The organism is Hydrogenophaga sp. (genome assembly GCF_019635465.1).
In the GTDB taxonomy this organism is placed as follows: domain Bacteria; phylum Pseudomonadota; class Gammaproteobacteria; order Burkholderiales; family Burkholderiaceae_C; genus Hydrogenophaga.
The window spans coordinates 182,981-205,577 of record NZ_JAHBZK010000006.1 but is presented as its reverse complement, the minus strand read 5'-3'; the positions used below and the strand labels follow the sequence as shown (position 1 = coordinate 205,577).

Annotated in this window: 24 protein-coding genes; 17 read left to right on the top strand and 7 right to left on the bottom strand. The window is 68.3% G+C overall.

Translation table 11 applies throughout. The features are described from left to right. Nucleotides 1-19: 19 nt before the first annotated feature. Nucleotides 20-334 (top strand): helix-hairpin-helix domain-containing protein, encoded by a 315-nt coding sequence (locus tag KF871_RS07570; protein ID WP_291140224.1) that lies wholly within the window; start codon nucleotides 20-22, stop codon nucleotides 332-334. Between the two features lie 80 nt (nucleotides 335-414). Here KF871_RS07570 and KF871_RS07565 read toward each other — a convergent pair whose 3' ends face one another. Continuing rightward, on the bottom strand, nucleotides 415-1,407 hold the full coding sequence (locus KF871_RS07565) for a porin (protein WP_291140222.1): 993 nt from the start codon (nucleotides 1,405-1,407) through the stop codon (nucleotides 415-417). A 284-nt stretch (nucleotides 1,408-1,691) separates the two neighbouring features. Then, nucleotides 1,692-2,711: a porin gene (locus KF871_RS07560; protein WP_291140220.1), complete on the bottom strand. Its 1,020-nt coding sequence runs from the start codon at nucleotides 2,709-2,711 to the stop codon at nucleotides 1,692-1,694. Nucleotides 2,712-3,010: 299 nt separating this feature from the next. Here KF871_RS07560 and coq7 point away from each other — a divergent pair, with 299 nt between their 5' ends. Continuing rightward, nucleotides 3,011-3,673: a 2-polyprenyl-3-methyl-6-methoxy-1,4-benzoquinone monooxygenase gene (gene coq7 / locus KF871_RS07555; protein ID WP_291140218.1), complete on the top strand. Its 663-nt coding sequence runs from the start codon at nucleotides 3,011-3,013 to the stop codon at nucleotides 3,671-3,673. A 9-nt stretch (nucleotides 3,674-3,682) separates the two neighbouring features. Here the strand turns inward: coq7 and KF871_RS07550 are convergent, their stop codons facing one another. Further along, a complete protein-coding gene (locus KF871_RS07550; protein ID WP_291140216.1) occupies nucleotides 3,683-4,132 on the bottom strand; it encodes an OsmC family protein in 450 nt (149 codons plus the stop codon). 212 nt (nucleotides 4,133-4,344) lie between these two features. Between KF871_RS07550 and ilvA the strand changes: the two genes are divergently transcribed. After that, the gene (gene ilvA / locus KF871_RS07545) at nucleotides 4,345-5,910 is read left to right on the top strand and encodes a threonine ammonia-lyase, biosynthetic (protein ID WP_291140214.1); all 1,566 of its coding nucleotides are present in this window, start codon (nucleotides 4,345-4,347) and stop codon (nucleotides 5,908-5,910) included. Between the two features lie 12 nt (nucleotides 5,911-5,922). After that, entirely contained in the window at nucleotides 5,923-7,026 is a 1,104-nt protein-coding gene (locus tag KF871_RS07540) for a nicotinate-nucleotide--dimethylbenzimidazole phosphoribosyltransferase (protein WP_291140212.1), read from the top strand. A gap of 10 nt (nucleotides 7,027-7,036) precedes the next feature. Here KF871_RS07540 and KF871_RS07535 read toward each other — a convergent pair whose 3' ends face one another. Then, complete coding sequence (locus KF871_RS07535) at nucleotides 7,037-7,549, bottom strand: type II secretion system protein N (RefSeq protein ID WP_291140210.1); 513 nt, start codon at nucleotides 7,547-7,549, stop codon at nucleotides 7,037-7,039. Nucleotides 7,550-7,647: 98 nt separating this feature from the next. On the opposite strand from KF871_RS07535, the gene gspG reads away from it, so the two are divergent. The 13 genes from gspG (at nucleotide 7,648) to KF871_RS07470 (ending at nucleotide 20,981) form a co-directional block, all read left to right on the top strand. Continuing rightward, the gene (gspG, locus tag KF871_RS07530; protein WP_291140262.1) at nucleotides 7,648-8,055 is read left to right on the top strand and encodes a type II secretion system major pseudopilin GspG; all 408 of its coding nucleotides are present in this window, start codon (nucleotides 7,648-7,650) and stop codon (nucleotides 8,053-8,055) included. 28 nt (nucleotides 8,056-8,083) lie between these two features. Beyond that, a complete protein-coding gene (locus tag KF871_RS07525; RefSeq protein WP_291140208.1) occupies nucleotides 8,084-8,545 on the top strand; it encodes a prepilin-type N-terminal cleavage/methylation domain-containing protein in 462 nt (153 codons plus the stop codon). Beyond that, entirely contained in the window at nucleotides 8,542-8,910 is a 369-nt protein-coding gene (gspI, locus tag KF871_RS07520) for a type II secretion system minor pseudopilin GspI (RefSeq protein ID WP_291140206.1), read from the top strand. The genes KF871_RS07525 and gspI overlap by 4 nt, the downstream gene beginning before the upstream one ends. Nucleotides 8,911-8,927: 17 nt before the next feature. Further along, nucleotides 8,928-9,647 carry a prepilin-type N-terminal cleavage/methylation domain-containing protein gene (locus KF871_RS07515; RefSeq protein WP_291140204.1) on the top strand — a complete coding sequence of 240 codons (720 nt, stop codon included), beginning with the start codon at nucleotides 8,928-8,930 and terminating at the stop codon, nucleotides 9,645-9,647. After that, nucleotides 9,644-10,624: a type II secretion system minor pseudopilin GspK gene (gspK, locus tag KF871_RS07510; protein WP_291140202.1), complete on the top strand. Its 981-nt coding sequence runs from the start codon at nucleotides 9,644-9,646 to the stop codon at nucleotides 10,622-10,624. The genes KF871_RS07515 and gspK overlap by 4 nt, the downstream gene beginning before the upstream one ends. A gap of 90 nt (nucleotides 10,625-10,714) precedes the next feature. Beyond that, nucleotides 10,715-11,998 (top strand): type II secretion system protein GspL, encoded by a 1,284-nt coding sequence (gspL, locus tag KF871_RS07505; RefSeq protein WP_291140200.1) that lies wholly within the window; start codon nucleotides 10,715-10,717, stop codon nucleotides 11,996-11,998. An 11-nt stretch (nucleotides 11,999-12,009) separates the two neighbouring features. Continuing rightward, nucleotides 12,010-12,549, top strand: a complete 540-nt coding sequence (gene gspM / locus KF871_RS07500; protein ID WP_291140198.1) for a type II secretion system protein GspM — start codon at nucleotides 12,010-12,012, stop codon at nucleotides 12,547-12,549. A gap of 3 nt (nucleotides 12,550-12,552) precedes the next feature. After that, on the top strand, nucleotides 12,553-13,347 hold the full coding sequence (gene gspN, locus KF871_RS07495) for a type II secretion system protein N (RefSeq protein ID WP_291140197.1): 795 nt from the start codon (nucleotides 12,553-12,555) through the stop codon (nucleotides 13,345-13,347). An 87-nt stretch (nucleotides 13,348-13,434) separates the two neighbouring features. Beyond that, the gene (gspD, locus tag KF871_RS07490; protein WP_291140260.1) at nucleotides 13,435-15,564 is read left to right on the top strand and encodes a type II secretion system secretin GspD; all 2,130 of its coding nucleotides are present in this window, start codon (nucleotides 13,435-13,437) and stop codon (nucleotides 15,562-15,564) included. Nucleotides 15,565-15,574: 10 nt separating this feature from the next. Next, on the top strand, nucleotides 15,575-17,017 hold the full coding sequence (gene gspE / locus KF871_RS07485) for a type II secretion system ATPase GspE (RefSeq protein ID WP_291140196.1): 1,443 nt from the start codon (nucleotides 15,575-15,577) through the stop codon (nucleotides 17,015-17,017). A 37-nt stretch (nucleotides 17,018-17,054) separates the two neighbouring features. Beyond that, nucleotides 17,055-18,284 carry a type II secretion system inner membrane protein GspF gene (gene gspF, locus KF871_RS07480; RefSeq protein WP_291140195.1) on the top strand — a complete coding sequence of 410 codons (1,230 nt, stop codon included), beginning with the start codon at nucleotides 17,055-17,057 and terminating at the stop codon, nucleotides 18,282-18,284. A gap of 4 nt (nucleotides 18,285-18,288) precedes the next feature. Beyond that, complete coding sequence (locus KF871_RS07475) at nucleotides 18,289-19,200, top strand: 5'-nucleotidase (protein WP_291140194.1); 912 nt, start codon at nucleotides 18,289-18,291, stop codon at nucleotides 19,198-19,200. Further along, on the top strand, nucleotides 19,197-20,981 hold the full coding sequence (locus tag KF871_RS07470; RefSeq protein WP_291140192.1) for an ABC transporter ATP-binding protein/permease: 1,785 nt from the start codon (nucleotides 19,197-19,199) through the stop codon (nucleotides 20,979-20,981). The genes KF871_RS07475 and KF871_RS07470 overlap by 4 nt, the downstream gene beginning before the upstream one ends. Here the strand turns inward: KF871_RS07470 and KF871_RS07465 are convergent. The 3 genes from KF871_RS07465 to queC are packed head-to-tail and all read right to left on the bottom strand — an operon-like array spanning nucleotide 20,970 to nucleotide 22,568. Next, the gene (locus tag KF871_RS07465; RefSeq protein ID WP_291140191.1) at nucleotides 20,970-21,377 is read right to left on the bottom strand and encodes a DUF805 domain-containing protein; all 408 of its coding nucleotides are present in this window, start codon (nucleotides 21,375-21,377) and stop codon (nucleotides 20,970-20,972) included. The genes KF871_RS07470 and KF871_RS07465 overlap by 12 nt on opposite strands. Beyond that, complete coding sequence (locus tag KF871_RS07460; protein ID WP_291140189.1) at nucleotides 21,370-21,858, bottom strand: GNAT family N-acetyltransferase; 489 nt, start codon at nucleotides 21,856-21,858, stop codon at nucleotides 21,370-21,372. The genes KF871_RS07465 and KF871_RS07460 overlap by 8 nt, the downstream gene beginning before the upstream one ends. Continuing rightward, on the bottom strand, nucleotides 21,849-22,568 hold the full coding sequence (queC, locus tag KF871_RS07455; RefSeq protein WP_291140187.1) for a 7-cyano-7-deazaguanine synthase QueC: 720 nt from the start codon (nucleotides 22,566-22,568) through the stop codon (nucleotides 21,849-21,851). Before queC ends, KF871_RS07460 begins: the two co-directional genes overlap by 10 nt. Nucleotides 22,569-22,597 lie beyond the last annotated feature (29 nt).

Genomic DNA, 22,597 nt, shown 5'->3' with positions numbered 1-22,597 from the left:
CAACCTCAGGGAATCACACATGAAGCGCGCAATCCTTGCCACCTTTCTCACCGTTGTTGCGGCCGCATCCTTCGCTGCCGTCGACGTCAACAAGGCCAACGAAGCCGACCTCAACAGCATCAAGGGTGTCGGGCCCGGCACCAGCAGCAAGATCGTCGAACAACGAAAAGGCGCACCATTCAAAAGCTGGGCAGACCTCATCAAGCGCGTCCCCGGCATCGGCGAAAAGCGAGCGAGCGGCCTGTCCCAGCAAGGGTTGACCGTCAACGGCGAGTCGTTCAAACCGACCAGCGCCAAGCCTGAAACGCCGGCCACCACTGCACCCAAGAAGTAAGCCAGCAGGTTTTGCACTGACGAAAAAAAACCGCCCGGGCAACCGGGCGGTTTTTGCATTCAGAAGGATCCGAAGATCGATCAGAAGGTGTGGCGAACGCCAACGCCATAGCGGCGCAGTTCGTTGGTCTTGGCGCCCGACGGGTCTTTCTTGTCGGCGGTGACCATGGCTGCGTACAGCGTGGTGCGCTTGGACACCATGTAGGTAGCGCCGAGGCCCAGGCCGCGGGCCTTCTCGTTGGTAGCGAAGGTGCTGTAGCCCGACTTGGCCTTGTGCATGGCGTAGCCAGCCGACAGGGTCAGCGCATCGCCCATGGGGACGTCCACGCCGATGCTGTACTCGTTGGCCTTGCCAGCCGCTTCTTTCACACGGCCGTAGGTCAACAGCAGCTTGGCCACGCCGAAGTCGTACGAACCGTTGATGCGGGTGTACTTGATGTCGGCGGTGTCGCCTTCGTCCTGGTAGGCGAAGCCAGCGTAGATCGGGCCACCGTTGTACTTGACGTGGAAGGCCATCACGTTGCTCTTGGTCGTGGCGCTTTCGTCCAGCGAGTACGACACGGCACCGCTGAAGCCGCCGAATTCGGGCGAGCTGTACTTGAAGCCGTTGTTCGGGTTGCCGGTGTAGTTGTTGCCGGTGTCCATCACCGAGTACTCAACGGCGAAGTTCGTTGCGCCACCCAGTTGGTGCGCACCAGCTTCGATGTCGTCGTAAGCGGTCCAGACCTTGCCGGCGACGACTTCACCGAAGCCGCCCGAGAAACCGACGAAAGATTGGCGGTTGAATTGCAGCGCGCCACCGGCATTGCTTTGGCCGTTGTCAACGCTCAGACCGGCTTCCAGGCCGAAGATCACCGACAGACCGCCGCCGATGTCTTCGCTGCCCTTGAAGCCCAGACGGCTGGTGGACAGGCCGGCGCTGTTCAGCACGGTGGTCGACTTGGTGCCCGGGGCACCGTCACGCTGGCTGCCAACCCAGGCGTCCATCAGGCCATAGATCGACACGGACGATTGCGCGCTGGCGACGCCGGAGAAAGCACCCAGCACGGCCAGGGCAACGAGAGACTTCTTCATAGATCTTCCTTCGAAGTAGTAGGGGGAGAAGAAACGGGTATTTCAGATTTCTGAAACTGCCGTGATGGTAGGCGAGTCGACCTCTGGTTTCAGGGTTGACCCCTAGGAATGCTGCTGAAAACCCAAGGGAGTGTTGCTCACCCACAACGCACCGGCACCCGAACTCATCAATGCAAACTTCGCGCCACGCATCCCTTCACTCTGCATCGAGCAAAAAAAAGCCACCGCCGAAGCGGTGGCTTTCAGATCAAGCTTCAGATCAGCTGCGGGTAACCCGCAATCGATCAGAAAGCGTGACGGATACCGAACTCGTAGCCACGCGAGCTACCACCGGCCGGCACGGCGGCGGCGTTGGGGCTCAGGCCGAAGGTGGCAGCCGCGTCGTTGGAGATACGAGCGTAGTTGGCGTACAGGGCGGTGCGCTTGCTCAGGCCGTACTCGTAGCCGATGGCGATCTGCTTGGCGTCGTCGGCGAAGTTGTCGTAGCTGGAACGCACGTACGAAGCCTTGATCAGGCCAGGACCCACGGGAGCGGTCAGGCCCAACAGAACCAGCTTGACCTTCTGGGTTGCGCCAGCGTTCGGCTGGAATTTGCCCTGGGCGTACTGGAACATGGGCTTGATGAAGCCGAAGTCATACGAAGCGCCGAAGTTGGTGCGCTTGTAGGCGTTGGCGTTGGCTGCAGCGGAACCTTCCGAAGCGGTGGCCAGGCCGAGGCTCAGAGGACCAGCAGCATAGGTCAGGCGAACACCGGCGTACTTGTTCGGGTCTTGCGACACCGAGGTTTCCTTGAAGGCGTACTGCAGTTGGGCCTGGAATCCGCCGAACTTGGGCGAGAAGTAGCCGAGGGTGTTGTTGGCACGCACCAGGGTGGTGGCGCCGCTGCCCAGCACGCCGAAGGTGTTGATCGAGCTGCCAACGCCGTTGGTGCCGAACGGATCGTAGACGGTGTGGTTCCAGAAGGTCGGGGTGTAGTCACGGCCCAGACGCACTTCACCGAAACCGCCCATCAGGCTCACGGTGCTGCGGCGCTGGAACTGCAGGCCACCGGAGGTGCCGCTGTCGGGGTTCAGCGAGCCTTCCAGCCAGAAGCCGGCGCTCATGCCACCACCGAGGTCTTCCACACCACGGAAGCCCAGACGGCTCGAAGCGGTGCCATCCTGGCTCATGGAGGTCAGGCTCTGGCCGCCTTGGCTCACATTGCGGATGTTGATGTCCATGATGCCGAACAGGGTCACCGACGACTGGGCCAGTGCTGCGCTGGAGGCTGCAACGGCAGCCAGAGCGATCAGGGTCTTTTTCATTGAGGAGTTCTCCAAGGTTGAGTTGACAGGCCGGGGGTCTCAGCCCCCAAGCCAAGCTCCGTTGCAGGAAGCTCCGCTGATTGCAACAGAAAGACACCGCTCGCGCCATGTTTGGCCCCGCCCTTCTGCCCCGAGGTGGTGCCGTTGTTGTTCGGTAGCGACGAAATCAGGGCTTACCCTTGATGCCTTCGTGTTCGTCCACGCACTGCGCCTGGGCGCTGGGTACGGTCAAATGGCGCCAGACGCAGGCTTGGGCTCATGGCAGGATGGAGCCCTCTCGAATGACTCCGACGCGACCCATGTCCTCTCGCACCGACGCCCTGTTGAGCGCTGCCGACGCTGCACTTCGCACCTTGTTTGTCGCGCCCCGCGCCAGCAAGCCTTGTCCGACTATCGCCGAGCAGCAAACCGACGACACGCTCAGTCCCGACGAAAGGCACCTTTCTGGTGCATTGATGCGCGTCAACCACGTGGGCGAGGTCTGTGCGCAAGCGCTGTACACCTCTCAGGCGCTCGCCGCCCGCTGGGGTTCGGCCGGCGATGAGGCCAGCCGGGAAGCCCTCGCCCAGCGCCTGGAACGCGCCGGTCATGAAGAAACCGATCACCTGGCGTGGACCCAGGCCAGGCTGGACGAGCTGGGGTCGCGCCCTTCGCTGCTGAACCCGCTCTGGTACGCCGGCGCTTTCGGCCTCGGTCTGGTGGCCGGGCGACTGGGGCGCGGCGTCAGCCTGGGCTTTGTCGTCGAAACGGAGCGCCAGGTTGAAGCGCACCTGGCCTCGCACATGGATCGCCTGCCCGCCAATGACCATGCCTCCAAGGCCATCGTGGCGCAGATGAAGGACGACGAGGCCCGCCACGCGCGCGACGCGCTGCAAGGCGGTGGTCAGCTCCTGCCCGCGCCCGTGCGGCAAGCCATGCGCGCCATGGCCAAGGTCATGACCACGGTCGCCCACCGCATCTGACGGACTGGGTCAGGCCTCGACGAGGTCGAAGCTGGTGGTGATCTCGGCGGTCTTGGCAAGCATGATGCTCGCCGAGCAGTACTTGTCGTGGCTCATGGCGATGGCGCGTTCGACGGCGGCCGCCGGCACGCCCTTGGCGGTCACCGTGAAGTGCATGTGGATCCTGGTGAACACCTTGGGGTCGGTCTCGGCCCGCTCGCTGGTGAGCTTGACCGAACACCCATGCACATCGTGCCGCCCGCGCTTGAGGATGAGCACGACGTCATAGGCGGTGCACCCGCCCGTTCCCGCGAGCACCGTCTCCATGGGCCGTGGCGCCAGATTGGCTCCGCCGTTCCCTGGCTTGGCCGCATCGGGCGCGCCGTCCATGGTGAGCACGTGCCCACTGCCGGTCTCGGCAACGAATCCCATGGCCGAACGCGTACCCGAGGCGCCGGTCCAGGTCACCGTGCATTCCATTGATCTGTGCTCCGTGTGAAAGCGCACGCACCGTCTGGGTGCGGCGCTCTAAAAATGAGGGCAAACCGCCACAGGATGTTGCGTTGCAGCATGCCGGCGATATACTTGCGTCATTGTATTGAAGGTTGTCTCCTCTACCCTCCACGGGTGGATTCCAACCCGGACCGGTTCCATCGGTCCGGGTTTTTTTTGTCCGTCGATATGATCGGCCGATGACCTCGCCCCAACCGGCGCTGACGCCCGCCGACTACCTCAAGAAAATCCTGACCGCCCGCGTGTACGACGTGGCGGTTGAGTCGGACCTCGATACCGCCCGAGCGCTGTCGCGGCGCCTGCACAACACGGTGCTGCTCAAGCGGGAGGACCAGCAGCCGGTCTTCAGCTTCAAACTGCGCGGCGCCTACAACAAGATCGCGCACCTGCCGGCCGATCAACTGGCCAAGGGCGTCATCTGCGCATCGGCGGGCAACCACGCCCAGGGCGTGGCGCTCAGTGCGCGCAAGCTGGGCATTCGCGCGGTGATCGTCATGCCGGTGACGACCCCGCAGCTCAAGATCGACGCGGTCAAGGGCCTGGGCGGCGAGGTGGTGCTCCGTGGCGACAGCTACTCGGACGCCTACACCCATGCGGTTGAACTGCAACAGGCCCAGGGGCTGACCTTCGTGCACCCGTTCGACGATCCGGACGTGATTGCGGGTCAGGGCACGATCGCCATGGAAATCCTGCGCCAGCTGCAGCGCCTGGGCTCGGACCGCCTCGACGCGGTGTTCGTGGCCATTGGCGGCGGCGGCCTCATCTCCGGCGTGGCCAACTACATCAAGGCCGTGCGGCCCGAGGTCAAGGTCATCGGCGTTCAAATGACGGACTCCGACGCCATGATGCGTTCGGTCGCCGAGCAGCAGCGCATCACGCTGCCCGACGTGGGCCTGTTCGCCGACGGCACCGCCGTCAAACTGGTGGGTGAAGAAACTTTCCGCATCGCCCGCGAACTGGTGGACGAGTACATCGCCGTCGACACCGATGCAGTCTGCGCCGCCATCAAGGACATCTTCGTGGACACGCGCAGCATCGTGGAGCCGTCGGGAGCGATGGCGGTCGCGGCCGTCAAACAGTACGTCGCCAAGCACAAGACCAAGGGTCAGACCTACGCGGCCATCCTGTGCGGCGCCAACATGAACTTCGACCGCCTGCGCTTCGTGGCGGAACGGGCCGAAGTGGGTGAAGAACGCGAAGCACTGTTCGCGGTCACCATGCCCGAAGAGCGCGGCAGCTTTCGCCGCTTTTGCGAGGTGATCGGCGCCCTGCCCGGCACGGCGCGCAACGTCACCGAATTCAACTACCGCATGCACGACGACACGCGCGCGCATGTGTTCGTAGGGCTCACCACCTCGGCCAAAGGCGAATCGACCCGCATTGCAGGCCAGTTGCGCAAGCACGGCTTTGAAACCCTGGACCTCACCCACGACGAGCTGGCCAAGGAGCACGTGCGCCATCTGGTTGGCGGACGCTCACCCCAGGTACAGGACGAGCGTCTGCTGCGCTTTGTGTTTCCCGAGCGCCCGGGCGCGCTGCTCAAGTTCCTGAGCCTGATGCAACCGAACTGGAACATCAGCCTGTTCCACTACCGCAATCAGGGCGCGGACTACGGCCGCATCCTGGTTGGCCTGCAGGTGCCGCCCGGTGACAACGCCGCGTTTGCCGACTTTCTCGCCACGCTGGGCTACCCCTGCGTGGAGGAGACCGACAATCCGGCCTATCGCCTCTTCCTGCGCAGCTGAGGCCGGATTGCCATGGCCCGCGATCCCGCGCTGATCCCTTTCCATTCGCGCCCGCATGCACCGGTTCCCGGCTTGCGGTTGCCGCCCATTGCGGCAACCGCCGACGCCACGCTGGACCACACCCTGATGCTGCGCATGGCCGTGCCAGGCCAGGACGCGCTGGGCCTGGGCCGCCTGCAACAGCTGGCCCTGCAGCTCGCACGCATTCAGAACGGCAGCCCGCTGCCATTCGATCTGCTGGTGTTCGACGCCCCTCAATTGGTGGTTTTCGCGGGTGACCATGGCCTGGCCGATGAGGGGCTGAGCGAATGGCCGCAATCCGTCACGCACGAGCAAGTGGTGCAATTGCTGGCGGGCAAGTCCCCGGCCAACGTGCTGGCGCGCCAGCATGGCTTTGACCTCACGGTGGTCGACGCAGGCGTCGGCACCCCCATCAACCAACCACCGCCCGGGCACCACACCGTCACCCTGCAGTCGCGCAAGATCGGCTACGGCACCCGCAACTGCCTGTTCGGGCCGGCCATGTCGCTGACGCAAGCGGTGTCGGCTATCCACGCCGGTATGGACGTAGTCCGGCATCTGCCGGGCACGGTGATCGCGCTGGGCGATGTCGGTGTCGCCGGTACCGCCAGCGCCTCGTTGCTGCTGTCGCGCCTGTGTGGTGTGCCCGTGGTCGATGCCTTCGCGCGCGAGGACCCCGGTGCCACCTCGCTGGACGACACCCTGCACTGGCAGCGCCTGGACAAACTGCAGGCCGCCTCCCAGCGCCATGGGGCTGCCCTGTCGCCCATTCATGCGCTCGCGGCCTTCGGTGGCTTCGAGATTGCGATGCAGGTGGGCGCCATGTTGCAGGCCGGCAGCGAGCGGCGGATCGTGCTCGTCGACGGCTTTGTGGCGGGTGCGGCCGCGCTGGTGGCAAGAGGCCTGAGCCCGAGCGTGGCGGACTACCTGGTGTTCGCGCAGCGCGGCGCTGCTTCACCGCATCGATTGATGCTCATCCATTTGCGCGCGCATCCGCTGCTCGATCTGGAACTCAACCTCAACCAGGGTGTCGGCGCGCTGCTGGCCTGGCCGCTGTTGCAGTCGGCTCAGGCGGTCATGGACGCGTCGGCCTGACGCACACCGATCAGGACGCCGCGCCCGGGGGCGGCGGAAGGCTGAGCTCGATTGGCGCGCCACCGCTTGAGCCCACGGGCACCAGCCGTGCCGACCGCCGTTGCACCGACTGCAGTACCACACCGCCCTCAAGCTCAGCACCCACGCGATACGGCTTGGGCGGCTGGCCGTCCACCGCAATCAACGCGGCCCCGCCCTCTGCCCCCTCGGCGATGACGCCGAGCAGCTGAAAGCGAGACGCCAGCGGCGGGGGTGCTGCGGCCTCGACAGCCACCACCGCCTCGGGTGCTGCGCCCAGCACGCGAGCCAGGGCAGCGGGCTCCGGCGCGACGGGCAGGCTGGCCGTCGCAGCCACCGGCGTCAGCGGCGATTGCCCCAGCACCTGCAACACCCAGTAACCGACGCTGAGCCCTGCGGCGGCCCACAGCAGCACCGCCACCAGAGCGGGCGAGCGCCGTGGCGTGACGCCACTGGCGCCTTCGCCCAGAAACACCGAATGACCAAAGCCTCGATCGGTTGCCATGGGGGCGCATTATCATCGACCGACCCCTTCTGTGGGGCCTTGCGGACACCGCACCGGAGACGCGCTTGATTCGACCCCTTCCCCCACTTCGGCGCGCCATGCAGCGCGGCTTCACCCTCATCGAGCTCATGGTGGTGCTGGTCATCATCGGCGTGCTGGCGGCACTGATCGTGCCCAACGTGCTCGATCGCACCGACGATGCCCGCATGACGGCCGCGCGCACCGACGTCAACAACCTCATGCAGGCGCTCAAGCTGTACAAGCTCGACAACCAGCGATTTCCCACCGCCGAGCAAGGCCTGGGCGCACTGACCGCCAAGCCCGGCGCCAACCCGGTGCCCCCGAACTGGCGTCGCTACCTCGACAAGCTGCCCAACGACCCGTGGGGGCGGCCATACCAGTACCTCAACCCCGGCGTGCACGGCGAGGTTGACGTGCTCTCTCTGGGCGCCGATGGCCAACCCGGTGGCGAAGGCGCCGACGCCGACGTCGGCAGCTGGCAGTGAGGCGGCCGCCCCGCTGACGGCCCCTGTCATGCATCGCCAGCACCGCGGCTTCACCCTGCTGGAGATCATGGTCGTGGTGGCCATCGTGGCCCTGGCCACGGCCAGCGTGACGCTGGCCCTGCGGGACGACAGCGGCACGCGTCTGGAGCGCGAGGCCATGCGCCTGTCGGCCATGCTCGAATCGGCCCGGGCCCAGTCCCGCACCAGCGGCCTGCCCGTCGTCTGGCGCCCCGCTCCTCATGGCTTCGAGTTCATCGGCCTGCCGGCCGATCGCGGCGGCGACCGTCCAGCCGATGTGCGCGAGGGACTGCACGCCTGGTTGAACACCGACACCGGAGTGCGCGTGGTGCAGCCACCGGGTGCCAGCAACCTGGTGCTGGGCCCGGAGCCCTTGATTCCCGCCCAGCGGCTGGTGCTGGCACTCGGCGAGCGTCGGGTCACCCTGGGCACCGACGGCCTGGGCCCGTTCGGTGTTGTTAACGAGCCATGAAACGCTGGCGCGGCTTCACCCTCATCGAGGTGCTGGTGGCCCTCGGCGTGGTGGCGCTCACCCTCACTGCCGGTCTGCAGGCCACTGGCGCACTCACACGCAATGCCGAGCGCCAGACCGATCAATGGCTGGCCCAAATGTGTGCCGAGAACGTGCTGACCGCCCTGCGGCTGCAGCGCCAGCTCCCCGGCACCGGCGACAGCGAGGTGGTGTGCGAACAGGTGGGGCGCGCCCTGCGGGTGCGGGTGTCGGTCTCGCCCACGCCCAACCCGAATTTCCGGCGGGTGGATGCCACCGTACTGCAGGGCGGCGGCGACGACGCCGTGCGCTTGCTGACGCTGTCCACCATCCAGGGCCGCTACTGAGCGCCCGGACGCCAACCATGCGACGCGCCGCCCCATCCCACGGTTTCACACTGGTCGAGGTGCTGGTGGCCCTGGCCATTCTGTCGGCCATCGCCTTGCTCAGCTGGCGCGCCATCGACGGCATGGGACGCACGCAGGCGGCCACCCAGACGCGGGCCGACGCCATGCTGCGGCTGCAGGCCGCCTTTGGCCAGTGGAACGCCGATCTCGATGCCCTGATCGACACCCGGGAGGTGACGCCCATCGAATTCAACGGGCAGTTGCTTCGCCTCACCCGGCGCGACCCCATGGAGACCGGCCTCGACAGCCGCGGCATCCGCGTCGTCGCCTGGGCTTTGCTGCCGGGCCCCGGCGGACTGCAGTGGTCGCGCTGGCAGTCCGGCCCGCTGCGCCAGCGCGACGAGCTGGCCCGGGCCTGGCAGCGCGCGGCGGAATGGGCCGCCGGGCGCCTGTCGCCTGGCACCGGTGGCGCCGACGCCCTGACCGCCCCCCAGGCCGACAGCGCCCTGGCGCTGGTGCGCGCCGATGCCTGGCAGCTGTACTACCACCGTGGCGAGACCTGGACCAACCCGCAGTCGGCCGCTGACGTGGGCAGCCGTGGCAGCGAGGAAGACTTCACCCCCAACGCCGGCCTGCCCAACGGGGTGCGGCTGCAGCTCACGCTCGGCCCCGGGCTGCCCTTGCAGGGCATGCTGGTGCGCGACTGGGTGCGTCCCACACTGGAGGCCGCGCCATGACCACGGCGACGCGCCAACGCGGTGCCGCACTGCTGCTGGCCATGCTCACCGTCACGCTGGTGGCCGCCCTGGCCGCAAGTGCGGCCTGGCAGCAGTGGCGTTCCATCGAGGTCGAGCAGGCCGAGCGCCAACGGGCACAGGCCGCGTGGATCCTGGCCGGCGCGCTCGACTGGGCACGGCTCATCCTGCGCGAAGACGCGCGCGGCAACCAGACCAGCGGCAACCCCGACCACCTGGGCGAGCCCTGGGCGCTGCCCCTGGAAGAAGCCCGCCTGGCCAGCTTTCTGGCGGCCGACCGCGACAACAGCGCCGAAAGCGTGCTGCAGGCCTTCCTGTCCGGCGAAATGATCGACCAGCAGTCGCGACTGAACTTCAACAACATCATCCGGCGCGAATCGGTCAGCGGTGGGCCCACCACCATCGAGCTGTCGGAGCCCGACCTGCAGGCCCTGCAGCGGCTGTGGACCTCGCTCGGCCTGCCCGCCAGCGAGCTGCGCAGCGCCGCCGACGAGCTGCTGGCCACCACCCGGGCGGCCCAGAACGATCCGCAGCCTTCGCGCACCCCCCTGCTGCCCGCCAAGCTGTCGCAACTGGCGTGGCTGGGCATTTCACTGGAGAGCCTCGCCCGGCTCGAGCCCCACCTCACCGTGCTGCCGCAGCGCACCACGCTCAACCTGAACACCGCCAGTGCCGAAGCCATCGCCGCGTCCTCGGCCGAGCTGGACCTGGCGCGCGCCCAGCGCCTCATCGCGGCGCGCGAACGCACGCCGTTCCGCTCCATGGGCGAGGCCTCCCGCGCCCTGGGCAGCAGCGAAACCCAGCTGCTGTCCGACCAGTTTCACGGCGTGCGCAGCAGCTATTTCGAGGTCCGCGGGCGGCTGCGGCTGGACGACACGGTGATCGAGGAGCGCTCGCTGGTGGTGCGGCGCAACCTTGATGTGCGCATCGTCTGGCGCGAGCGCTTTACACGCCGTTGAAGCCGCTGCGCAACGCCGCCGGGGCCGAAACGGTCGATTTGTCGTGCGGCCTACCTAGAATGCCCCGTTCCACCCTTTGAAAACCTGACTGTGCTCATCGTCACCCCGGTCGACTACCTTGCCAGCCCGAGTGCGGCGTCCACCCTGATCCAATGGGTGCGCACCACCGATGGCCACCAGTTCGACGACGACGGCGAATGCGCCCTGTCGCTGCTGCCGCGCGACGACGAACTGGTGCTGGCGCTGCCGCCGCGCGCCCTGTCGTGGCACCGGCTGGCCTTGCCCAAGGTCAGCGGACCCAAGCTGCGCGCCGCCCTGGACGGCATGCTCGAAGACCGGGTGTTGTGTGACGTGGGCGAACTGCACCACGCGCTGGAGCCCGGTGGGCGCCCTGGCCAGCCGGTGTGGGTGGCCAGCACCGCCCGCGACACCTTGCGTGGCTGGGTCCGCGCACTGGAATCGTCCGGGCGCCCCGTGTCCCGCATCGCGCCGCTCATGTGGCCCATGGTCTCGGCGGCCGCTCCTTCCGCACCCGGCACCACGCGCAGCTTCGCCATGGAGGCACCCAGCCTGCTGCACTGGGCCCACATCGATGGCCAGCAAACCTGGCTGGCCAGCGCCACACCACTGGGCGTGAGCTGCATTCCCCTGGGCGAAGCCGCGGTCACCCCGCCCATCGACGCCCTGATCCCCGGCGCCGGCGACGACAGCTCCGTCGCGCGCAGTCTCGACGTCTGGCTGGCCGACCCGCTCGTGCTCGAGCTGGCCGAGCAAGCCCTCGGGCGCCACCTCGACCCCATCCTGCCCGCGCAGTGGCTGCTGCGCGCCGGCCAGACCGACTGGAACCTGGCGCAGTTCGACCTCAGCCTGTCGTCCAACGCCCGCCGCAGCCAGCGCCTGCGCCGCAGCTGGCGGCAGTTTCGCAGCGCGCCGCACTGGCGCGCCGCCCGCTGGGGCCTGGTGGCCTTGCTGGCCGCACAGCTGCTGGGCCTCAACCTCGTGGCCTGGCAGGAGCGGCACAGCCTGCGCGCCAAGACCGACGCCGTGCGCACCACCCTCACCGGCACCTTCCCCCAGGTCACCACCGTGATCGACGCGCCGGTCCAGATGCAGCGCGAACTGGCCCGCCTGCAACAGGCCAGCGGCCTGCTGTCGGTGAGCGACATGGAGTCGCTGCTGGGCGCCATCGATCGCGCGGCCGGCGCCAACCCGCTCACACCCACCCGCCTTGCCTATGGCGCCGACGGCCTCAAGCTGGCCGGCTGGCGCGCCAGCGAAGAGCAGGTGCGCGCACTGCAGCAAGCGCTGCAGGCCGGTGGCTGGCGCGCCCGCTTCGACGGCCAGGAAATGGCCTTGCAGGCCCCGCAACCGTGACCCCGACCGCCATGGCCGACACCGCTTCCCCCTTCTCCAAAAGCTCGCCGACCCGTGGTCTGGCGGCGGCTTCGGCTTGGCTGGCCTCGCTGTCGCCGCGCGAGCGCCGCCTGGTGCTGATCGCCGCCACGGTGGTGGGCCTGGGCCTGCTCTGGATGGTGGCCATTGCACCCGCCTGGCACACCCTGCGCGCCGCACCGGCCCAGCACGCCGCTCTCGACGCCCAACTGGCCCGCATGCAGCAGATGGCGCAGACGGCCGAGGCCTTGCGCGCGCAATCCGGCACCGCGCCACCGTCGCGCGACGAAGCCCTGCGCGCACTTGAGGCCGCCACCGTCGGCCTGGGCGGCACCGGCCAGATCTCGGTGCTGGGCGAGCGCGCCACGCTGGCCCTGCGTCAGACCCCACCCCAGGCGCTGGCGGCATGGCTGCAGCAGGTGCGCATCAACGCCCGGCTGCTGCCGGTCGAGTCGCAGATCAGCCGCGACGCCGCCTCGGGCGGCTGGACCGGCACGCTGGTGGTGGGCGGGCCTCCTCTGGCCGGGAACTGAACCATGAGTCCCGTCGCCATCCGCCGCTTCGCCATCCTGGCCTCCGTGCTCGGGCTGGTGCTGGCCGTGCTGCTGTTCGCACCGGCACGCTGGCTGGGCGATGCCCTCACACAGGCCACGGGCGGTCAGCTGCAGTTCGTGAATGCGCGCGGCTCCATCTGGAACGGCCGCGCCGATCTGATGTTCACCGGCGGCGAAGGCAGCCGCAGCCGCAGCGCCCTGCCCCAGGGCGTGGCCTGGCGCCTGCGTCCGGCCTGGCACGACGGCGGCCCGGCGGTCGGCCTGGCCTTGACCGCACCGTGCTGCACATCCCAGGCCATCCGCCTGACCTTCAAGCCCAGCCTGGGTGGCTCCGCCCTTGATGTGGCGCCATTCGAGAGCCGCTGGCCGGCGGAGCTGCTGGTCGGTCTGGGCACCCCCTGGAACACGCTTCGCCTCGAAGGCACCCTGGCACTGCGCTCCGACGGCTTCGGCGTGCGCATGGCCAGTGGCCGTCTGCAGTTGCAGGGTGGCCTGGTCATCGACGCCATCGACCTCGCCTCGCGCCTGGCCAGCGTGCGCCCGCTGGGCAGCTACCGGGCCAGCCTGCGCGCCGACGCCGAGGGCAACACCGCCCGACTCGATCTCGACACCGTGGGCGGCGCCTTGCTGCTGCAAGGCCAGGGCCAATGGGTCGGCGGGCGGCTGCGCTTTGCCGGCGACGCCCAGGCGGCACCCGGCAACGAACTCGCACTGACCAACCTGCTCAACATCGTGGGCCGCCGCAACGGCCCTCGCTCCGTCATCACCATCGGTTGATTGACGCCAGCCAACAGATAGGATCGCGCCATGTTTGCCCTTACTCCCTCGGCCAGCCGCAGCAGCGCTCTCGCGCTGGCCTGCGCCATGGCGCTGGGCCTGCTGCCGGCACCGCCCGCCGACGCCCAGGCCCAGTCCCGCCGCACCGAGCCGGTGACGCTGAACTTCGTCAACGCCGAGATCGAAGCCGTGGCCCGCACCATGGCCACCATCACCGGCCGCAGCGTCGTCGTCGACCCCCGCGTGCGCGGCACCGTCAACCTGGCCACCGACCGCCCGGTACCGCCGACGGCCGCGCTCAACCAGTTCGCGGCCGCGCTGCGCCTGCAAGGCTTTGCCCTGGTCGACACCGGTGGCCTCTACAAGATCGTGCCCGAGGCCGACGCCAAGCTGCAGGGCAACGTGGTCAACGCCGGCTCGGCGTCGGCGCTGCCGTCATCGAACCAGGTCGTCACCCAGATCTTCCGGCTCAACCACGAGAACGCGAACAACCTGGTGCCGGTGCTGCGCCCGCTGATCCCGCCCAACAACACCATCAACGTCAACCCGGGCAACAACTCGCTCATCATCACCGACTACGCCGAGAACCTGCAGCGCGTGGCGCGCATCATCTCGGCGCTGGACACACCCGGTGCCAGCGACATCGAGATCATTCCCCTGCAGCACGCCGTGGCCGCCGACGTCGCGCCCATGGTGCTGCGCCTCATCGAATCCAGTGGCACGGCCGGCGCGGCCCAGGGCGGTGACGCGAGCTTTCGCACCACCATCCTCGCGGACTCGCGCAGCAACAGCCTGGTGCTGCGCGCGGCCAACCCGGCGCGTCTGGCGCTGGCCAAGTCGCTCGTGGTGCGGCTGGACCAACCCTCGGCGGCGGCAGTCAGCGGCAACATCCACGTCGTCTATCTCAAGAACGCCGACGCCACCGCACTGGCCACCACCCTGCGCGCAGCCATGGCCGCCGGCGACAGTGGCGCATCGACCTCGGCCCTGGGCAGCAGCACGCGAAGCACCAGCGTGGCCCTGGGTAGCGCGGCCGGCAGCACACCCGCCACCACGCCGGTGGCGGCCAGCGCGCAGCCGTCCACTGGTGGCCAGATCCAGGCCGACCCGGCGACGAACTCGCTCATCATCACCGCGCCCGACCCGCTATATCGCCAGCTGCGCGCCGTGATCGACCAGCTCGACTCGCGCCGCGCGCAGGTCTATGTGGAAAGCCTCATCGCCGAGGTCAACGACGACAAGGCGGCCGAGTTCGGCATCCAGTGGCAAGGCGCCACCGGCAAATCGGGCGATCGCGTGATCGGCCTGCTGGGCACCAACTTCGGCACCGGCGGCAGCAACATCCTCAACCTGGCGCAGGGCGAGACCCTGCCCAACGCGGGCCTCAACGTGGGCCTGGCGCGCCGCACCAACGGCGTGTACGTGCTGGGCTTCCTCGCGCGCTTCCTGCAAGAGAACGGCGCTGGCAACATCCTGTCCACGCCCAACCTGCTCACGCTCGACAACGAAGAAGCCAAGATCGTGATCGGCCAGAACGTGCCCTTCGTGACCGGCCAGTTCACCAACACCGGGGCCACCAACGGCTCGGTCAACCCGTTCCAGACCATCGAGCGCAAGGACGTCGGCCTGACGCTGCGGGTGAAGCCGCAGATCAGCGAAAACGGCACCATCAAGATGACCATCTATCAGGAGGTCAGCAGTGTGGCGGCGTCCTCGGTCAACTCCAGCACCGGGCTGATCACCAACAAGCGCAGCATCGAAAGCACCGTGTTGGTCGACGACGGCGCCATCGTGGTGCTGGGCGGACTGCTGCAGGACGAATTTGCCGCCAACCAGGACAAGGTGCCCGGTCTGGGCGACGTGCCCCTGCTGGGCAACCTGTTCCGCAGCGAAAGCCGCAGCCGCAAGAAAACCAACCTGATGGTCTTCCTGCGCCCGGTGGTCATGCGCGATGGTCGCGACACGACCAACCTCGCGCTCGACCGCTACGAGCAGATGCGCGCTGTGCAGCGCGATGCGCAACCCGAGCAGAACGGTGTGCTGCAGATCAACGGCGCGCCCCAGCTCGACCCGAACGCCCTGCCGTTCCCGCGGGCGCCGCGCGTGCCCGACCCGAATGCGCCCACCAGCCAGGCACCGGGCGCTGCCCAGCCGGCCACCCCGACACCCGTCCCGGCTCCGGGCCAGGCACCGGCACCGACCACGCCAGCCCAGTAAGGCGCCCCGCGTGAAGTACCCGCTGCCCTACGCCTTCGCCCGCGAGCACCAGTGGCTGCTCGAGGAAGACGCCGGCGAGCTCATTCTGATCGGCAGCCGCGGTGCGGCCTCCGACGCCGAGTCGCAAACGCGGCGGCTGTCGGCGCTGTCCGAGATCCTGCGCCAGCACCGCGTGGGCGACATCCGCTGGGAAGACCCCGAGGGCCTGCGCCAGCGCATCAGCGTGGCCTACTCGCAAGGCGAGTCGAGCGCGGCGGCCGTGGTCAGCGAGGTGCAAAGCGACGCCGACCTCAGCCGCATGATGCAGGAGCTGCCGGCCATCGAGGACTTGCTCGAGACCGCCGACGACGCGCCCATCATCCGCATGCTCAATGCGCTGCTCACGCAGGCCGCGCGCGACGGCGCCAGCGACATCCACATCGAGCCCTTCGAGCGCCACTCCAGCGTGCGCTTTCGCGTCGACGGCACGCTGCGCGAGGTGGTGCAACCCAACCGCGCGCTGCACGCGGCGCTGATCTCGCGCCTGAAGATCATGGCCGAGCTCGACATCTCCGAAAAGCGCCTGCCGCAGGACGGCCGCATCAGTCTGCGCATCGGCACCCGTGCGGTCGACGTTCGCGTGTCCACCTTGCCCAGCGCCCATGGCGAGCGCGCCGTGCTGCGTCTGCTCGACAAGAGCGAAAGCAAGCTCAACCTCGAATCGGTGGGCATGCAGGGCGACGTGCTGGCCCGCTTCGAGCGCCTGATCAAGCAGCCACACGGCATCATCCTTGTCACCGGCCCCACCGGCTCGGGCAAGACGACCACGCTGTATGCCGCGCTGCAACGCCTTGATGCGGGCACGCAGAACATCATGACGGTCGAAGACCCGATCGAATACGAGCTGCCCGGCATTGGCCAGACCCAGGTCAATCCCAAGATCGAGCTCACCTTCGCCAAGGCACTGCGCGCCCTGCTGCGTCAGGACCCGGACGTGATCATGATCGGCGAGATCCGCGACCACGAGACCGCGCAGATCGCCATCCAGGCCTCGCTCACCGGCCACCTGGTGCTGGCCACGCTGCACACCAACGACGCCCCCAGCGCCATCACCCGCCTGACCGACATGGGCGTGGAGCCTTTTCTGCTCAGCAGCTCGCTGCTCGGGGTGCTGGCCCAGCGCCTGGTGCGCAAGCTCTGCGTGCACTGCCGCCGCCAGGACGAGCAGGGTCGCTGGCACCCGGTGGGCTGCCCCCACTGCAACCAGAGCGGCTACAAGGGCCGCACCGGCATTTACGAACTCATGGTGGCCGACGACAGCATCCGCGCACTGGTGCACAACCGCGCGGCCGAAAGCAAGCTGTTCGTGGCGGCAGAACAGGGCGGCATGCACACCATGCGCGAGGACGGCCAGCGCCTGATCGACGCCGGCATCACCTCGGCCGAAGAGGTGATGTCGGTCACCCGAGAATGAGCTCTGGTACCGCGCCGCGCCGACCCCACCCGCTGACATGCCCGCCTACACCTTCGAAGCCCTCGACGCCGACGGCCAGTCGCACAAGGGGCTGATCGACGCCGACACCGCACGCGCCGCACGCACCCAGCTGCGGGCGCGCGCTCTGGTGCCGCTGTCGGTCGAGCCGGCCAGCACCACTGCCAGCGAGCCCACCGGCAAGGGCCTCAACGTCACGCTCTGGGGCGGTCGGGTCTTCAACGCCACCACCCTGGGCGTGTGGACGCGCCAGCTGGCCGGCCTGGTGGCCGCCGGCATGCCGCTGGAGCGCGCGCTGTCGGCCCTGACCGAAGAGGCCGAAGACGAGAAGGTGCGCAACCTGGTGGCCACGCTGCGCGCCGAGGTCAACGCCGGCTCGGCGTTCGCGCGCGCGCTGGCGCAGTTTCCGCGCGAGTTCGCCGCCAGTTACAGCGCCGTGGTGGCCGCGGGCGAACAAAGCGGCCAGCTCGGCACCGTGCTCGAACGCCTGGCCGACGACCTCGAAGCCCGCGAAGCCCTGCGCAACAAGCTCATCGCCGCCGCCCTGTACCCAGCCATCGTCACCCTGGTGGCCATCGCCATCGTCGTGTTCCTGGTGAGCTACGTGGTGCCCCAGGTGGCGGGCGTGTTTGAAGGCAGCAAACGCGCCCTGCCCTGGCTGACCGTGGTGATGATGGCCATCAGCGGCTTCGTGCGGGAGTGGGGCTGGCTGATGCTGATCCTGCTGGTCGCGGGCGGTGTCGGCTTCTGGCTGGCGCGCAAGCGCGACGCGGTGCGCCTGCGCATCGATTCGGCCGTGCTCGGTCTGCCGGTGATCGGCCGGCTGGCGCGGGGCTTCAACGCCGCACGCTTTGCCGCCACCCTGGCCATGCTGGCCGGTGCGGGCGTGCCCATACTGCGCGCCCTGCAGACAGCGGCCGAAACCCTGCACAACCGCGCCCTGCGCGAGGACGCGCTCGATGCGCTGGTGCGTGTGCGCGAAGGCGCGCCCCTGGCCTCGGCCCTGTCGGCCAAGAAGCGCTTCCCGCCGCTGCTGAGCATGTTTGCCCGCCTGGGCGAACAGACCGGCCAGCTGCCGCAGATGCTGCAGCGCGCGGCCGAGCAACTCGCTGCCGAGGTGCAGCGCCGCGCCATGTCGCTGGCCACCATCCTCGAGCCGCTGTTGATCGTCGCCATGGGCATCGTGGTGATGCTCATCGTGCTGGCGGTGCTGCTGCCGATCATCCAGCTCAATACCCTCGTGAAGTAGCGCCATGGCTGTGACCCTGGACGGCAAGCTTGTTGTCGCCATTTCTTCGCGTGCGCTGTTCGACTTCGAAGAAGAAAACCGCATCTTCGAGCAAGGCGACGACAAGGCCTACATGCAGCTGCAGTTGCAGCGCCTGGACGAACCCGCCGCCCCCGGCGTGGCCTTTTCGCTGGTGCACAAGCTGCTGGCCTTCAACGACCCCGACACCCAACGCGTCGAGGTGGTGATCCTCTCGCGCAACGACCCCGTCTCGGGCATGCGGGTGTTCCGCTCGGCCAAGCACTACGGGCTGCCCATCCAGCGTGGCAGCTTCACGCGCGGCCAGTCGCCCTGGCGCTACCTGCGCCCGCTGCGCGCCAACCTGTTTCTGTCGGCCCACCTGGCCGACGTGCGTGCCGCGCTCGATGCCGGCGTGCCGGCGGCCCAGGTCTACCCGACCTCGGTGCGCGCCAGCGACCAGCACCCGCACGAGGTGCGCATCGCCTTCGACGGCGATGCGGTGCTGTTCTCCGACGAGGCCGAGCGCGTATTCCAGGCCCAGGGGCTGAGCGCCTTCCAGGAGCACGAGGCCAGCAAGGCCGCGCTGCCGCTGGCCGGCGGCCCGTTCAAGCCCTTGCTGGAAGCCCTGCACCGCCTGCAGCAGGAAGGCACGCCGCGCATGCGCGTGCGCACCGCGCTGGTGACCGCACGCAGCGCCCCCGCCCACGAGCGCGCCATCCGCACGCTCATGAACTGGAACATCGAGATCGACGAGGCCATGTTCCTGGGCGGCCTGCCCAAAGGCGAATTTCTGCGCGAATTTGAACCAGACTTCTTCTTCGACGATCAGACCGGTCACATCGAAGCCGCTGCGCAGCACGTGCCCGCCGGGCATGTGGCCGCCGGCATCTCCAACGAGCCCAAGGGCCACCCATGAACCCACCCAGCAAACTCCAGGCCTTCCGCGAATTCGCCGGCAAGGCCTGGCGACTCTCGACCCCCTATTTCTCGTCCGACGAGAAATGGAAGGCGCGCACCCTGTTCGCCGCCATCGTGGTGCTCAACCTGGCCGCGGTCTACATGCTGGTGCTGCTCAACGAGTGGAACCGGGTGTTCTACGACGCGCTGCAGAACAAGGACGCCGCCGTCTTCTGGCGCGAGCTGGGGCGCTTCACCTACCTGGCCTTCGGCTTCATCGTCATCGCGGTCTACCGCTTCTACCTGACCCAACTGCTTGAGATGCGCTGGCGCTCGTGGATGACACGCCATTACATGGACCGCTGGCTGAGCAACCAGCGCTTCTATCAGATGGAACTGGCGCGCTACGCCCGCGGCGAAAACGCCCCACCCGACAACCCCGACCAGCGCCTGGCCGAGGACATGAACCTCTTCACCAGCTACACCGTGGGTCTGTCCATGGGGCTGCTCAACGCGGTGGTCACGCTGGTCAGCTTCGTGGGCATTCTCTGGACGCTGTCCGGCAGCTTCGGCTTCAGCTTCCAGGGCCAGTCCTACGACATCCCGGGCTTCATGGTCTGGATGGCCGTCATCTACTGTGTGCTTGGCAGCGTGGCCACGCACTACATCGGGCGGCCGCAGATCGCGCTGAACTTCCAGCAGCAGCGCTACGAAGCCGACTACCGCCACCACCTGGTGCGGGTGCGCGAATACAGCGAGTCGATCGCGCTGGACAAAGGCGAACCGGTGGAGCGCCGCCAGCTCGGCCTGCGCTTTGCCGATGTGCTGGCCAACTACCTCAAGCTCATCAACGCGCAAAAGCGCCTGACCTGGTTCACCGCGGGCTTTGGTCAGGCCGCCGTGGTGTTCCCGTTCATCGTGGCCGCGCCCCGCTTTTTCAGCGGCGCCATCCAGCTGGGTGAGCTGATGCAGATCGCCTCGGCCTTCGGGCGCGTGCAGGACTCGCTCTCCTGGTTCGTCGACAACTACAGCAGCCTGGCCGCCTGGCGCGCCACCACCGACCGGATCACCAGCTTCGAGGAAAGCTTCGCCGCACTGCCCAGCGAGCGCACCACGCACGCCGGCGAGGTCGCGGCCGACGACGCCATCGCCATCGACGACCTGGAGCTGGCGCTGCCCGGCGGCACACCCTTGCTGGCGGCGCACGGCCTGCGCGTGGCCCCCGGCGACACAGTGCTGCTCAAGGGCCCGTCGGGCAGCGGCAAGTCCACGCTGTTCCGTGGCCTGGCGGGCATCTGGCCCTGGGTGCTGCGCCGATTGCGCCTGCCCACCGACTTCGGCACGCGCGCCATGTTCCTGCCGCAGCGGCCCTACTTCCCCAACGGCAGCCTGCGCGACGCGCTCGCCTACCCGCAGCCCGCCGATGCGCACAGCGACGCCGATCTGCAGCAGGCCCTGCGCGACGCCTTGCTGCCCGACCTTGTGCACCGGCTGGACGAACACGATGCCTGGGGCCAGAAGCTCTCGGGCGGCGAACAACAGCGCCTGGCCATCGCCCGCGCGCTGCTCAAGCAGCCGCGCTGGCTGTTCGTGGACGAGGCCACCAGTGCGCTGGACGAGTCGGCCGAGGCTGAGCTGTACGCGCGTCTGCGCGAGCGCGTGCGCGAACAGAATGGCGCGCTGATCTCGATCGCGCATCGCCCATCGGTGGCCGCGTTCCACGCCCGGCAATGGGACCTGGTACCGGGCGCAGCCAACGGTCCGCGCCACCAGGTGCAGGCGGTCGACTCAGCCCAGTGAGCGCGCCACCAGGGTCAGCATCCAGGGAGCACCCAGCACCAGCACCCACGCCAGCCAGCGGTTGAGGCTGGTCGGCTGCGGCACTTCGGTCGCGGGCTGCCCCGGTGCGAGCAGCAACCACAGCAGCAGCACGGGCACCAGCGGCATCACCACGATGCACAGGCCGATCACCACCACGGTGGTGGTGCCCGACCAACCCAGGTCGCGCGCGCGCCGCACGCCAGCGTGGACCACCGCCGCCAGCGACACCAGGATCGACAGCAACACCACCGCCAGCGCGGCGCCCGAGCCGCTGCGCCCGCTGGTGGCCACAAAAATGCTGGCGACGAACAAGGCCACCACATTCAAGGCCGGCAGGAAGCCGAATATCAGGAACCGCACCCGATCGTCACGCATGTTTCGCCGGGGTCAGAGGCCGGAGGTCAAGCCGCATGAACGCACTGTGCGGGTCCTCGCGGTAGTCGGCAAACGGGCCACAAGGCTGAAAGCCGTACTCGGCGTACAGGCGACGGGCCGGCGCGAAGTGATCGGTCGATCCGGTCTCCAGCCAAAGGCGTTGCACGCCGTCGGCCTGCGCGTGGGCCACGATGTGGCTCAGCACGGCGCGCCCCACACCGCGGCGCTGGTGACGCGCGGCGGTGCGCATCGACTTGATCTCGCCGTCGTGCTCACCCAGGCGCTTGAGGGCACCACAGCCCAACAGGTCGTTGCCGTTCCAGGCCGTCCAGAAGCGGATGTCGGGCCGCCGCAGGCGCGCCAGGTCGAGCGCGTGCACGCTGTCGGGAGGCGAGATGGCCCGCATGTGGCTCAGGTGCTCCTGCAGCAGGGTTTGAATTTCAAGGCCGTGAAGATCGTCGGGGCGGATGTTCAATTCCACGCCCCCTTGCGAAAGGCCGCCCAGCCGCGCTCGCGCAAGAGGCAGGCCGGGCATTTGCCGCAGCCCCAGCCCCAGTCGTGGCGGTGCTCGCGGTCGCCGCGGTAGCAGGTGTGGGTGTGCTCGACGATCAGGTCGACCAGCGCCTCGCCCCCCAGGGTCTGCGCCAGGCGCCAGGTGTCGGCCTTGTCGATCCACATCAGGGGTGTGTCGATCAGCAGCCGCGTATCCATGCCCAGTGACAAGGCCAGTTGCATGGCCTTCATGGTGTCGTCGCGGCAATCGGGGTAACCGGAGAAGTCGGTCTCGCACACGCCGGCCACGATCACAGACAGGCCGCGCCGGTAGGCCAGCGCGCCCGCCATGGTGAGGAACACGAGGTTGCGACCCGGCACGAAGGTGTTGGGCAGCCCATTGGCCTCCATGCGGTACGCCATGTCGCGGGTGAGCGAGGTTTCTGACAGCGCACCCAGCACCGACAGGTCCAGCGTGTGGTCGTCGCCCAGCTTGGCCGCCCAGGCGGGAAAGCGTTCGCTCAGCTCGCGCCGCACCACCCGGCGCGCGTCCAGCTCCACGCGGTGGCGCTGGCCGTAGTCGAAGCCGACGGTCTCGACGTGATCGAAGCGGGTGAGCGCCTGCGCCAGGCAGGTGGTCGAATCCTGGCCGCCGGAAAACAGCACCAGGGCGCGGGAGTGTTTGGAGGACTCGGGCATGGGCGCGATGCTACGCCCAGTCGGCCGCC